Source organism: Cupriavidus sp. BIS7, assembly GCF_000292345.1.
Classification (GTDB): Bacteria; Pseudomonadota; Gammaproteobacteria; order Burkholderiales; family Burkholderiaceae; genus Cupriavidus.
This window is the reverse complement of record NZ_ALOU01000047.1, coordinates 18974-32461: the sequence shown is the minus strand read 5'-3', so window position 1 is coordinate 32461 and position 13488 is coordinate 18974. Positions and strand designations below refer to the sequence as shown.

General features: G+C 65.7%; 12 protein-coding genes. 6 read left to right on the top strand and 6 right to left on the bottom strand.

Translation table 11 applies throughout. From position 1 onward, the window contains the following. The first annotated feature begins 4 nt into the window (after positions 1–4). Genes B552_RS0116645 through B552_RS0116635 form a run of 3 tightly spaced genes read left to right on the top strand, consistent with a single transcriptional unit; the run spans position 5 to position 2629 of the window. The gene (locus B552_RS0116645) at positions 5–403 is read left to right on the top strand and encodes an OB-fold domain-containing protein (protein WP_019450177.1); all 399 of its coding nucleotides are present in this window, start codon (positions 5–7) and stop codon (positions 401–403) included. Between the two features lie 13 nt (positions 404–416). Then, positions 417–1310, top strand: coding sequence for a MaoC family dehydratase (locus tag B552_RS0116640; RefSeq protein ID WP_019450176.1), 894 nt, complete (start codon positions 417–419; stop codon positions 1308–1310). Positions 1311–1327: 17 nt separating this feature from the next. Next, positions 1328–2629, top strand: coding sequence for a CaiB/BaiF CoA-transferase family protein (locus B552_RS0116635; RefSeq protein WP_019450175.1), 1302 nt, complete (start codon positions 1328–1330; stop codon positions 2627–2629). On the opposite strand, the gene B552_RS0116630 is transcribed toward B552_RS0116635, so the two are convergent. The 5 genes from B552_RS0116630 to B552_RS0116610 form a co-directional block, all read right to left on the bottom strand. Then, positions 2630–2809 carry a hypothetical protein gene (locus B552_RS0116630; protein WP_019450174.1) on the bottom strand — a complete coding sequence of 60 codons (180 nt, stop codon included), beginning with the start codon at positions 2807–2809 and terminating at the stop codon, positions 2630–2632. Positions 2810–2996: 187 nt separating this feature from the next. Continuing rightward, the gene (locus tag B552_RS0116625) at positions 2997–3563 is read right to left on the bottom strand and encodes a DUF882 domain-containing protein (protein WP_019450173.1); all 567 of its coding nucleotides are present in this window, start codon (positions 3561–3563) and stop codon (positions 2997–2999) included. Next, a complete protein-coding gene (locus B552_RS0116620; protein WP_019450172.1) occupies positions 3560–5110 on the bottom strand; it encodes a L,D-transpeptidase family protein in 1551 nt (516 codons plus the stop codon). Before B552_RS0116620 ends, B552_RS0116625 begins: the two co-directional genes overlap by 4 nt. Before the next feature lie 122 nt (positions 5111–5232). Continuing rightward, a complete protein-coding gene (locus B552_RS27585; RefSeq protein ID WP_019450171.1) occupies positions 5233–6846 on the bottom strand; it encodes an EAL domain-containing protein in 1614 nt (537 codons plus the stop codon). Between the two features lie 106 nt (positions 6847–6952). Then, positions 6953–7645: a TetR/AcrR family transcriptional regulator gene (locus B552_RS0116610; protein WP_019450170.1), complete on the bottom strand. Its 693-nt coding sequence runs from the start codon at positions 7643–7645 to the stop codon at positions 6953–6955. 96 nt (positions 7646–7741) lie between these two features. Here B552_RS0116610 and B552_RS0116605 point away from each other — a divergent pair, with 96 nt between their 5' ends. Further along, positions 7742–9388, top strand: coding sequence for an acyl-CoA dehydrogenase family protein (locus B552_RS0116605; protein WP_019450169.1), 1647 nt, complete (start codon positions 7742–7744; stop codon positions 9386–9388). Positions 9389–9510: 122 nt separating this feature from the next. On the opposite strand, the gene B552_RS27580 is transcribed toward B552_RS0116605, so the two are convergent. Continuing rightward, positions 9511–11019, bottom strand: coding sequence for an ammonium transporter (locus B552_RS27580; protein WP_083860317.1), 1509 nt, complete (start codon positions 11017–11019; stop codon positions 9511–9513). A gap of 253 nt (positions 11020–11272) precedes the next feature. Between B552_RS27580 and B552_RS0116595 the strand changes: the two genes are divergently transcribed. Together B552_RS0116595 and B552_RS0116590 are read left to right on the top strand one after the other, a co-directional pair. Beyond that, positions 11273–12247 (top strand): cysteine synthase A, encoded by a 975-nt coding sequence (locus tag B552_RS0116595; protein WP_019450167.1) that lies wholly within the window; start codon positions 11273–11275, stop codon positions 12245–12247. Positions 12248–12343: 96 nt separating this feature from the next. After that, the gene (locus B552_RS0116590) at positions 12344–13477 is read left to right on the top strand and encodes a cytochrome P450 (RefSeq protein ID WP_035879951.1); all 1134 of its coding nucleotides are present in this window, start codon (positions 12344–12346) and stop codon (positions 13475–13477) included. The last annotated feature ends 11 nt before the right edge of the window (positions 13478–13488 follow it).

Genomic DNA, 13488 nt, shown 5'->3' with positions numbered 1-13488 from the left:
ATCGATGACGACCCCTTACGTCCCCACGCTCTACAAGGCTCCCGACGAGCTGCCCGACAACACCGCCTTCTGGCAGGCCGCGCGCGAGGGGCAACTGCTCGTGCGGCACTGCAAGTCCTGCGGCAAGCCGCACTGGTATCCGCGCACGCTTTGCCCGTTCTGCATGGGTGACACGGAATGGAAGACCGCCAGCGGGCAAGGCGAGATCTATTCGTACAGCATCACGCGCCGCGCGGGCCCCAATCCGTACTGCATCGCTTATGTGAAGCTGGACGAAGGCGTGACGATGATGACCCATATCGTCGACACCGATCTGGATAGCGTGCGGATTGGCCAACGGGTGAAGGTAAGGTTTGCCGAGACCGATGGCGGGTCGCCCGTTCCGGTCTTTGCGCCGGCCTGAGTGCGAGTGAATCATGCCGATCAGCTACCAGCATCTGCGTAACCGCGCATTCGCGCCGGTCCGCCAGCGCTACACCGCACGCGACACCATGCTGTACGCGCTGAGCCTGGGCCTTGGCAACGATCCGATGAATGCATCGGCCTTGCCTTTCGTTTTCGAAGGCGCGCCTGGCGGGTTGCGTGCGCTGCCGTCGCAGGCAGTGGTGCTTGGCTATCCCGGCTTCTGGGCGCGCGAAGCGGATACCGGCATCGACTGGGTCAGGCTGCTGCACGGCGAGCAGCGGCTGCGGCTGCATCGCCCGTTGCCTGCCGAGGCGGAAGTGGTCGGCCATAACCGCATCACGCACCTGACCGACAAGGGCGCCGGCAAGGGCGCCATCATGGTCACCGAGCGAACGCTGGAAACCACACAGGGCGATCTGCTGGCAACCGTGCAACAGGTGTCGTTCCTGCGCGGCGATGGCGGCTTCAGCCAGGCGGACGGCGGACAGCCGAGCGATGAGCCGCTGCCCGCACTGCGGCCCACACCGGAGGACAGACCACCCGATTTCGTCGATACACAGCCCACGCGGCCTGAAGCCGCATTGCTGTATCGGTTGATGGGTGACTTCAATCCGCTGCACGCAGACCCGGCCGTCGCGCAGGCGGCGGGCTTCGAGCGTCCGATCCTGCATGGCCTTGCCAGCTACGGACTCGTCGCCCACGCGCTGCTGCGGCAATGCGCCGGAGGTGATTCGTCACGGCTGCGGGCGTTCGATATCCGCTTTGCCGCGCCGGTCTTTCCGGGCGAAACGCTCGTTACCGAGATCTGGCGCGATCCGGTCCAATCCAATCAATACCAATTGCGGGCCAGCGTGCAGGAGCGCGACAAGGTCGTGCTCAGCCATGGCTGGGCGGAGATTGCCTGACCACCTCCCGAGTCACCATGACGACACCAATCGATTCGACTGATTCGACAACCGGCCTGCCACCGCCGTCCCGGCAGACCGGTGCATTGAGCCATATCCGCGTGCTGGACCTTTCGCGCGTGCTGGCGGGGCCCTGGTGCACGCAGAACCTTGCCGATATGGGTGCCGATGTGATCAAGGTAGAGAAGCCGGGCGAGGGTGACGATACCCGGCGCTGGGGGCCTCCGTACCTTGGCGGCGAAGACGGCCCGACGAGCCAGGCCAGCTACTTCGCCGCCTGCAATCGCAACAAGCGCTCGGTGACGATCGACATCGCCACGCCGGAAGGGCAGAAGCTGATCCGCGAGCTGGCAATGAAAAGCGACGTGGTCATCGAGAACTACAAGACCGGCGGGCTCAAGCGCTATGGACTCGACTACGATTCGCTCAGTGCGCTGAATCCACGCCTGATCTACTGCTCCGTGACGGGATTCGGCCAGACCGGCCCGTATGCGGCGCGGCCTGGCTATGACCTGCTGATCCAGGCCATGAGCGGCCTGATGAGCATCACCGGCCAGGCGGATGGCGAACCGGGTGCCGGCCCGGTGCGCGTGGGTGTTGCGGTGATCGACGTGTTCACGGGGATGTACGCCACCACCGCCATCCTTGGCGCGATCGAGGCGCGGCACTATACAGGGCGCGGGCAGCATATCGATATCGCCCTGCTCGACGTTGCCATGGCGGTGCTGGCAAACCAGGGGGCGGGGTACCTGAACGCTGGCGTCGTCCCGACGCGCCAGGGGAACACGCACCCAAGCGTCGTGCCGTATCAGGATTTCCCGACGCATGACGGCGACATGCTGCTGGCTATCGGCAATGACGGCCAGTTCGCGCGCTTCTGTGAGGTTGCCGATGTCGATTGGGCTCGCGACGATCGGTATGCCACCAACACGGCCCGCGTCACCCATCGGCGGACGCTGATCCCGATGATGAACGAGGTCACACGCAAGAAGCCGACGAGCGAGTGGATTCGTCTGCTGGAGGCTGCGTCAGTGCCATGCGGCCCGATCAACGATATCGGGCAGGCGTTTGCCGATGCGCATGTCCAGCATCGCGCGCTGCGCGTCGAACAAGATCGCTACGGTTCAGCCGGGCGTCCGCAGTCCGATGCCGTTAACCGGATCAGCACCACGGCCAGTCCCTTGCGGCTGTCGGAAACACCCCCCACCGTACGGTATGCGCCGCCAGCGCTGGGCCAGCATACGGACGAGGTGCTGCGTGACTATCTCGATCTCGGGCCCGACGACATCGCGGACCTGCATGCCAGGGGCATTCTGTAGTCAGCGGTCCTGCTGCGGGGGCATGTACGCCTGCGCAATGGCGCGGGCGTTGTCGAGGTACAGGTCCCAGCCGCCGGCCCAGTAGCTGCCCCACCAGGACGACTGGTTGCCGTCGCGCGGCGGGGTCTTGGTGAGCGTTGCGCCGTAGGGCAGGTAGCTGGTGTCGAGTTGTGTGGACATGTTCGGAGCGCTGGTAAAGCGCGGTCAGCGGTGGATGAGCCTGTTGGCAATCCTTGGTGGATTCCCTGATAGGGTTTTCCCGCAGTGTATCAATCCCGCTGTGGCCAGCGCCATACGACCACGGCCGATAACGGCCATCATCGCCGGATGATGAGATTGAACCTGCCCGCCGAGGGTCCGGCCAGCGCTACCCCCACTGCCGCACACGCCCGGTATCGACGTGTACGAAATCTTCATGCTGGTAGAACCCGACGCCTCCATCTTGCAGTGACACCGCTGCGTCGCGAAGATCACCCAGCTGCACGCCGGGCAGGCGGATGTCGATTGCCATGCCGTCCATGTGCAGGCTGTGGCTGGCCACGCCGCCGCCGCGTGTCTTGCGCAGGCGCGCGTTGGTGGCCGGACTGCGGTAACCCGAGATGACGTGGAACGGGCCCTCCGCGCCAAGTGACTGGCGCAGCGCGAACAGCAGGTCAAACAACTTCGGGTCGATCGCGCCGACGTCGCCGGAGTAATGGTCCCGCAGGAAATGGTTGAGAGCCTGTTGTGCCTGGGGCAGCACCTGATCACCCATTGCATAGACCAGCGCAAGCTTTTCACCCGTATGGGTGTGGGAAAAGGACAGCGAGCGTGCCTCCGGCATATCGGCAAGCGCAACACCGGGCGCGAGCGCCGTGAATCCGGTGCCGAGTATCAGGCCACCCGCATGATGCAGGAAGCGGCGGCGGGCGGCGGGTGTGCGCGACTGGGTCATGGCTTTGCCTGCAAGAACTGGCTAGTGTGTGCGGAAGCGGGCGTGGTGCGCTGCCGCAGCGCCTGCTCCAGCAGTTTGTCCTGTCCGTAGATATCTGGCAGGAAATATACACGCCCGTCTGCGCGGGCGATGGCGGTGCCGTAGGCCAGCACCACCGGCAGCGGCTGCTTCAGCGCGACGGTATTGGACTTGCCCTTGCTCATTGCCTGCCGGATGCGGTCCTCGGTCCAGTCAGGCATGTCCTGCAGCACGAACTTCGCCAGCGCCACCGGCTCCTCCACGCGGATGCACCCATGGCTGAAGTCGCGGCGGTCACGCTGGAACAATTGCGGGGTAGGCGTGTGGTGCAGGTAGATGTTCTGGTTGTTCGGAAACACGAACTTGATGTCTCCGAGCGCATTTTGCGGGCCCGGCCGCTGCCGGATGCGCATCTGGCCGTTCATGACCGCGTCGAGATTGGCAGGGGTCAGCGCGGTGATCGCCTGGTTGCCGGAGACGAACTCGAACCCTTGCTGCGTGAAATAGCCAGGGTCGCGCCGCAGCCGCGGCACCACTTCGCCGCGCGCGATCGACGGCGGCACGTTCCAGTAGGGGCTGAACTCGATATAGCGCATGTCCTCGCGGAACAGCGGCGTACGCGTGTCAAGCGCCTTGCCGACAATGACCTTCATCTCCAGCTTGATGTCCAGCTTGCCGTCCACATACTCGTAGGCGTGCAGCATGAACTCCGGAATGTTGACGACGATGACGCGCGGCCCTTCCGTCAGCGGCGTCCAGCGCAGGCGTTCCATCGTCAGGGCGATCTGCTGCACGCGCGCCGCAGGCGTGGTGTTCAGTTGCGTGAGCGTTCCCATGCCGATAACGCCATCCGGTTCCAGTCCGTGCCGTTTCTGGAACGACTGGACCGCCGTCAGCAGCGCGCCGCCGTAATGCTTCGGGACTGGCGTGCCCGATGGCAGGTCGCCCAGCGCTTCCAGCCGCTGCGCGAGCTGCGGCAGCGCGTCGTATGGCTGGCCGCTGTTGAGCTTGCCGCCGGGCGGCGCCGGAAGCGGTTTATTCCAGAACGGCTGCGCAGCCAGCGCGTGATAACGCGCCAGCGCATCGCGCAGCGTGGCGTAGAGCGGGAAGTCCGGCGCGGCGTCGTGAATTGCCGCAGGCAGACGGTTTGCCGCAACGGCTGCGCGCAGATAGCTGTCGGAATCGAACGATTTTTCGTCTGGCAAGGTGAAGTTTGCATGGACCTTGCGTGGATCGACGCGACCCTTGTGCAGATCGGACAGGTACTGGCGCATCGCGGTGGTCAGCGCATTGTCGAGCCGGTCCACGGATTCCGGCGGCAGCGCCGCACTGCCGTTTGTCTGCGAGGTTGCCTGCCCGGTTGCCTGCCCGATTGCCTGCTTTAGTGCTTCGGCGTCGTAGTCCTGCGCATCCAGGCCGTCCGCACCGGCGTTGGCCAGCGCCGCTACGGCCTGCTGCGCCGCCTGCGTGGGGTGCCCGTCGGCAAACCAGAGCGGCTGCGCCCAGGCGGCGGCCGCGCTGCCGATCATCCATGCGCACAGCGCGCTGCGTATCCACGAAAGATGCGGGCGCCGGCTCGGCGGCGCGGGAGTGGTGATAAATCCTGAAGCGGCAGTCATTGGATTGCAATGCGTTGGAAGGCGGGGGCGGCTCATGAAGTCATCGTAGCCGAGGACGGCGGGGCGGTGTATGGCGCGGCCTGCGTAGCGGTCCGATTATCGCGCCAGAACGTAAGAAAATCCTTGATCGCCATCGGCTTCCCGAACAGCCAGCCCTGGCCGTACTGCACACCTTGCTGCCGCAGCGCCAGGCGCTGGGGCTCGGTTTCTATGCCTTCGGCCACCATGCGCACGCCAAGCGCCTTGGCCATCTCGATGATATGCGGGCCTACGTTCTTCGTCGGCGCCTCGGTCGTCATCGATTCGACGAATGCCTTGTCGATCTTGAGCCCGTCAATGTCCAGGTCGTGCAGATAGGCCAGGCTGGAATAGCCGGTGCCGAAGTCGTCGATGTAGATCGGGTGGCCAGCCTCGCGGAACGCGGCAATGGTCTCGCGGCACTCGGCATCGTCGACAAAGCCGCGTTCGGTGACTTCGATCCAGATCTGGCGGGCGTCGATGCCCGTGCGCGCCAGCAACGCGTTGATTGACTGCAAGGTCTCGCGTGAGCGGAAATCGTCTGGGGCCAGATTGACCGAGACATGAAGCGCGCGGTCGGATGCCAGCTGGCCGCCAAGGTCTTCGATGATGTTCTCGAGCATGCATTGCGTAATGGCATGCATGACGCCGACAGTTTCCGCCATTGGCACGAAGCGGTCCGGCATGACCACCTTGCCATCGGGAAGGCGCCAGCGGATCAGCGCTTCCGCGCCGATGCACCGCCCGTCCGCCAGCGACATGACGGGCTGGTAGACCGCGAAGAATTCCTTGCGCCGGATTGCGTCCCGCAGCACGTATTCGGGGCCATGGAATCGCCGGCCCCAGCGCAGCAGCAGCCACGTGGCCAGTGCGCTGATGCCGACCGCAACTGGCATCGTGGTGTAAAGCAGCTGGCGCCACGCCTCGGAGATCTCGCCGAACGGCTCGTAGGCCACCACCGCAATTGGCATCACGGGCGACGTCTTGACGTCGAACTGCCTGTCGAGGTTGCCTTGCTCGCCCTGCAGCCGCCAGGCCCGGGTCAGAATGGAGGGGTTGGTGTCGGCCCATGCCGCCAGGACGCTGCCGGTGCGCGTGTCGATCATGCCGAGCCGGGTGGAGTCATCGAGCGGGATGATGTCGGCAAGGAATTGCGGGTCGACAACGGTGATGTGATGGCCCACGCGGAACTGCAACGAAGCAAACGGCACTTCGGGTGCGTCGGCGCGGTATGCCACTTCCAGCAAGGGCAGATCGATCCATGTGCCGGCGTTGTCCGCTACCCTGCGCAGCGCATCCGGCACAGCGGACGACGAGCATGCGTGCCGGCCATCCAGATAGACGATCTGCCGCGTGTATCGGTGCTGGAGATCGGCCTCGCGCATTGCGGCCAGATGGGCGTCGCTGCACGGTTGCCCCTGGAACTGTGCAGCCTGCCGGGCGGCATCGATGGCATCGCGGGCCACCAGTTCGGCGCGCGCCAGCGCAAGCGTCGTGAATTGCTCCACGCGCTGGCGGTACTGCTGCTCGGCGAACTCGTGGGATACCCATGCCGTGAGTGCGACCGGGCCGCAAACGCCCAGCGCCACCACACCGAACATGAACAGCCAGAGGCGAAGCCTGGTCATGACGCTCCACGGCAAGAAAGTGCAGCGGCCGAGCTTACCAGAAGGGGTATTCCTGTCCGGTCCGAATCTGCGGCTATCCGCTTGCAAGTTGCGCTAAATCACGCCCTCAGGACGGTTCGCGTCGAGGCGGTACAGGCGGCGCGGCCAGCGGCGCGTGGATCGACAGGTAGCCGTGCACCGCATTGCCAACCATGCGTCGCAGTGCCGCAGGGTCGACCGGGCGAGACGCGGTCATCAGCGTCTGCGAAACCAGGCTGTATGTCATCGCATGGGCGGCAAAGGCCGTGGATTCCAGCGCGGCCTGCACGGGCCAGTCGCCCCCGCCGGACAGCGCCTCCATCCAGAGCTGCACGAACTCCGCGTACATGTTCCGGAATGCCTCGATGCCCGATACCTTGCGCTCGACCACGAACAGCGCGGCCCAGTGTTCGGGTTCCGCCAGTGGCGCGGCCAGTTGCGCGTCGATCAGCGCATCGACACGGTCGGTCAGCGGTTCGGAACGGTGGGCATCGATGCTGGCACGCATCGCTGCGGCGATTGCCTTGACGCGCAGATGGATGCAGACGGCCGCCATCGCATCCTTGCAGGAAAAGTACTCGTAGAAGCTGCCGATGCCCACGCCGGCCAATCCGATCACCTGCCGGATGGAGATCCTGTCATAGGGCTTTTCCGCCAGTAGCTGGAAGAACGCATCGCGGATGGCATCGGCCGTTGCGCGTGCCCGCGACTGCGCTGGCTTGCGGCGCCGCGCGGGCGGCTGGTCCGAGGGGTTGGGGGCGGTAGGGCGCGCTGCCTTCATGTCTGAAAACCCGAACACCTTGCGACGGACGGATTCTTATACTGGTTGTCGACAAGACCGGCTTGACTGCCGAGCCGGCGCAACGGAGACATGCCCATGGAATGGAGCACGCACGACGTCACCAACGTGGTGACGGAACTGCAGGAGTATAACGTCTACACCACCGACCTCCCGCTGCAGGAGGCGGTGCGACGCGCCGGTGCAGCGGAGCACGAGGCGGGGCTGGCCAGCTACGGCGCGCGCCTCGGCAGCGCCGACACGATCCGCATGGCCGAGGAAGCCAATCACTTCAAGCCCGAGCTGCATACGTTCGACCGCCAGGGCCGCCGCATCGATCGCGTCGAGTTTCATCCGAGCTGGCACAACATCATGCGCATGGCGCGCGAGCAGGGTTTGGTGTCGCAGCCGTTCTCTGATCCGCGCCCCGGTGCATGGGCCGCGTACGCCGCGGGATTCTCGATGCACGGACAAATCGAGGCCGGCTCCCAGTGTCCGAACTCGATGACGTTCGCGTGCATTCCGGTGCTGCAGCGCGAACCGGAACTGTTCGCGGCGCTCCAGCCGAAGCTCTATTCCCAGACCTACGACGCACGGGATATCCCGCTCGAACAGAAGGATTCCATCCTGGTCGGCATGGGCATGACCGAGAAGCAGGGCGGCTCCGACGTACGCGCCAATACCACGCGCGCCGAACCGCTGCGCGGCGAGGGGCGTGGCGGCGAATACCTGATCACCGGCCACAAATGGTTTTTCTCCGCGCCGATGTGCGACGCGCATCTGGTGGTGGCCCGCACCGAAAGCGGCCCGGCATGCTTCTTCGTGCCTCGCTATCGCCCCGATGGCAGCAAGAACGCGGTACACATCCAGCGGCTCAAGGAAAAGGTGGGCAACCGTTCCAACTCCAGCAGCGAGGTGGAATTCCACGGCGCCTGGGGCCGCATGATCGGCGAGGAAGGACGCGGCATCCCCACCATTATCGAAATGGCCACGTTCACGCGCCTGAACTGCGTGATGGGCAGCACCGGGCTGATCCGCCAGTGCCTGGTGCAGGCGATGCACCACACGCGGCACCGCCGCGCGTTCGGCAAGACGCTGGTGGAGCAGCCGCTGATGCGCAATGTGCTGGCCGACATGGCGCTGGAATCCGAGGCCGCCACGCTGCTGATGATGCGGCTGACCGAGGCATTTTCCCTCGCCGACGAAGACCCGCTGCAGCGCGCCTACAAGCGCATCGTCACGCCCGCGGCCAAGTTCTGGCTGGCCAAGCGCAGCGTCGAGTTGTCCGGCGAGGCCATGGAAGTCTTTGGCGGCAACGGCTACATGGATGAGGGCCCGATGGGCCGCCTGTATCGCGAGACGCCGGTGATCTCCATCTGGGAAGGATCGGGCAACGTGATGGCGCTGGACATGATGCGTGCGATCAGCCGCGAGCCGCAGGCCATGCAGGCGCTGCTGGAAGACATGAAGCCGTTCTGCCAGCAGGATTCGCGCCTGCGTGAAGCGATGACGTCGCTCGTGAACGGCCTGCACGCCCAAGGCGATGCCACCGAATGGCTGGCGCGGCGCCATGCCCAGCAACTGGTCCTGCTGGTGCAGGCACGCCTGCTGGGCGAGCATGCGCCCGCCGAGGTTGCCGATGCCTTTATCGCCAGCCGTTTCGACGCGCAATGGGGCCGCGTGTTCGGGATGCTGCCCGATGGCGTTACCCACGCAGCCATCCTTGACCGCGCCTGGCCGGTGTAAGGAACGCAAGGCACATAAGGCACGCAGGCAGGTTGCACGGCCCGGATATGCCCCGGGCCGAATGACAGGATGAAGCACGTGCTGCGCGCGGACCTTGTCTAGCGTCGTTGCGCAGCAGTGGGCTAGTCGGCCTTCCTGTGGGACAGCGTGGTTGCGGTCATGGTCGCCTCGCGCACGACTTCCTGCGGGGTGATCAGCGTGCCGCTGAAAGTGTCGTCCACGCGCTCGCCGTGCAGTACCAGGTCCAGCCCTTCGCGCTCTTCGTCGCTGCTGACACGCAGGCCCATCGTGACGTCGATCAGCTTGAGCAGGATGAAGCTGGCCACGCCGCTGTAGACCAGCGTGGTGGCCACGCCCTTGAGTTGCAGCACCACGTTGCCGTCTGCCCCGCCGATCTCCTTGACCGCGAATACGCCGGTCAGCACGGCGCCGATGATGCCGCCGATGCAATGCACGCCGAACGCGTCGAGGGAGTCGTCATAGCCGAGCATATGCTTGAGGCCCGTGGCCGCCCAGAAGCAGAGCACGCCGGCGGCCACGCCAATCACCAGCGATCCGCCAACACCGACGAACCCGGAGGCCGGCGTAATGGCCACCAGGCCCGCCACCGCGCCGGAAGCAATGCCCAGCACCGAAGGCTTGCCCTTGGTGATCCACTCGGCAAACATCCATCCCAGCGCGGCGGCAGCGGTAGCGATCTGGGTGACCGCCATCGCGAATCCCGCGCGGCCATCGGCCGCCACGGCGGAACCGGCGTTAAAGCCAAACCAGCCCACCCACAGCATCGAAGCGCCGATCAGCGTGAGCGTGAGGTTGTGCGGCACCATCGGCTCCTTGCCGAAGCCGACGCGCTTGCCCAGCACCAGCGCGCAAACCAGTCCGGCAATGCCGGCATTGATATGCACCACGGTGCCGCCCGCGAAGTCCAGGATGCCGGCCGCCGCCAGCCAGCCGCTCGGCTCCCACACCATATGCGCGATCGGCGCATAGACCAGCAGCGACCACAGCGCCATGAACACGAGCATCGCCGAGAACTTCATGCGTTCGGCGAACGCGCCGCAGATCAGCGCGGGCGTGATGATCGCAAACGTCAGCTGGTACATCATGTAGACCGATTCCGGAATGGTCGGCGCCAGATGACTGACCGTGAGCGTGGTGGCGGTGTCGCCCTTCACGTAGCGCATGCCGTGCAGCAGGATGCGTGACGTGCCGCCGATAAACGCGCTGCCGCCGGTGAAGGCCAGGCTGTAGCCGGCCACTACCCACAGGATGGTGACCAGGCACGTGATGGCGAAACACTGCATCAGCGTGGCCAGCACGTTCTTTTTGCGCACCATGCCGCCATAGAACAGCGCCAGCCCGGGAATCGTCATGAACAGCACCAACGCCGTGGATGTCAGCATCCATGCGGTGTCGCCACTGTTCAGGTTCTTGGCGTCGGTGTCGAACGGGGCCGTGGGAGCCGGTGCAGGCGCCGCAGCGGCAGGTGGCGCAGCAGGGGTTGTGGCTGGGGCGGCGGCGGTAGCGGCTGCGGGCTCGTCGGCCCACGCCACACCGTCATGCGCGCCCAGGTTCAGTGCCACGACGGCGAGCGCGCCGATCATGACGATTCTGGTAAGCAGTCTCTTCATCATGGCCTCCCTCCCGGCGCGCTGGGTTTTGGTGCGCGCGTTGACTGGAGAGTGACTGCTGCATTTCCCGTGCCTGTGGCTGCGCGGTGACGCATGCGTATCAGCGCGAGCCCCGGCAGCCAAAGATGTGCTGCAGCGGATGCTTCCGGGCTTCGATGCACGCCGTCACCGTGCACCATGACGGCGCAGAAGCACTGAATCTGGTGACGGCCTAAGCTGTAGGCATGGATCGCTGGGCTGTGCAGGAGGAGCGATGGCAACGCGAAACGGCTTCATCGGAACGGTTGGCAACACGCCGTTGATCCGGCTTGAAAAACTCAGTGCGGAAACCGGTTGCGAGATTCTTGGCAAGGCCGAATTCCTGAACCCCGGCGGCTCCGTCAAGGACCGTGCCGCGCTGTACATCATTGCCGATGCCGAGCGGCGCGGCACGCTGAAGCCCGGCGGCACCGTGGTGGAAGGCACGGCCGGCAACACCGGGATCGGCCTGGCCCATATCTGCGCCGCACGCGGTTACCGCTGCGTGATCGTGATTCCGGAAACGCAGTCGAAGGAGAAGATGGACCTGCTGCGCGTGCTGGGCGCGGACGTGCGTCCCGTGCCGGCCGTGCCGTACGCGGACCCGAACAACTACCAGAAGGTAGCCGGCCGCCTGGCGCAGGAACTGGACAATGCGATCTGGGCCAACCAGTTCGACAACATCGTCAACCGGCAGGCGCACTACGAGACCACCGGCCCAGAGATCTGGCGCGATACCGAAGGCAAGGTGGATGCGTTTGTCTGCGCCACCGGCACGGGCGGCACGCTTGCCGGCGTTGCACGGTTCCTCAAGGAACAGAACCCGGCGGTCAGGACCGTGCTGGCCGATCCGCATGGCAGCAGCCTGTACAACTTCGTCAAGACCGGGCAACTGAAGTCCGAGGGCAACTCGATTACCGAAGGCATCGGTTCCAGCCGCATTACCGCCAATCTCGCGGACACGCCTATCGACGACGCGGTCCGGGTCGACGATCAGCGCTGCGTGACGATGGTCTACCGGCTGCTGCGTGAGGAAGGCCTGTATGTAGGCGGGTCCACGGGCATCAACGTGGCGGCCGCCGTCGAGGTGGCGCGCGACCTCGGGCCCGGCCATACCATCGTGACGCTGCTGTGCGACCGTGGTGGGCTGTACTTTGCGCGGCTGTTCAATGCGGAGTGGCTGGCGCAGAAAGGGCTGGTACCAAGTTAGCCGCCAAGTAGCGCATTCGACATTTCGTGTCGCCGTGAAACATCCGGTGCGATGCGTGTTCCATACTGGGTTGCATCGATACGCAACTGCCACGCCATGGAAGCCATCGCCCCCGCCGACCCGATTTCCGCCGTTACGCATTCCGACCCCTATCCGTACTACCGCGCGCTTGCGCGCTCGCGCCCGTTCCACTTCGACGCCTCACTGAAGCTGTGGGTGGCCGCCAGCGCGGCAGCCGTGGGCGAAGTTCTTGATCATCCCGATGGCCGCGTGCGTCCGGCAGCGCAGCCCGTGCCGCCGGCGCTGGCAGGGTCCGCTGCGGGCGACCTGTTCGGGCGGCTGATCCGCATGAACGATGGCGCGGCTCACGCGCCGCTGAAGGCGATTGTGTTGCGGCAGATGGCGGCGCTGGACCTGGCCGACGTCCGCGTCCGAGCGCAAACGCTGGCGGCGGCGTTGCCGCGCGTGGAGCGCGACGACAGTCACGAGGCCAACCGCTGGATGTTCACGCTGCCGGTGCTGACGCTGGCCGATCTGTTGGGCCTGCCGCTCGAGCGCGATGCCGATGGGCACGTGTCCACGCGCGTAGCAGGTTTCGTCGCCACGTTTGCCGCGGCGATGTCGCCGCTGGCATCGCCTGCGGACGTCGAGGCCGGCGTGGCGGCGGCCCGGTGGCTCACGCAATGGGCTGGCGACCATGCGACGGATGGCGACGGCCTGCTGCAGCGCCTCGCGCAGGCTGCCGGTGAGGCTGACATCGATCCGGCCGCGCTGACCGCCAATGCCATCGGCCTGATGATTCAGGCATGCGAAGCCACCGCCGGACTGATCGGCAATACGCTCGTGTATCTGGGGCGGTCTGGCTCGCGCGATGCTGATATCGACGCCAGCGTCGACCTGGTTGCGAGGATCGACCCGCCCGTGCAGAACACGCGCCGGTTCATGGCGGCCGATGCCACGCTGTGCGGCCAGGCAGTCAGCGCTGGCGATGCCGTGCTGGTATTGCTGGCGGCCGCGGCGCATGATTCCACCGCAGCCGTGCAGGCGCGCCCCTGGACCTTTGGCGCCGGCCGGCACGGCTGCCCCGGCGATGCGCTGGCACGGGTGCTGGCCGCGGGCACGGTGCAAGCGCTGCTGGCGCGCGACGTTCGCCCGGACCGGCTGCTCGGTAGCCTCAGCTACCGGCCATCGGTCAACGCCCGCATCCCGAACTTCCAACCCATCCACTGATTCCTGAACAC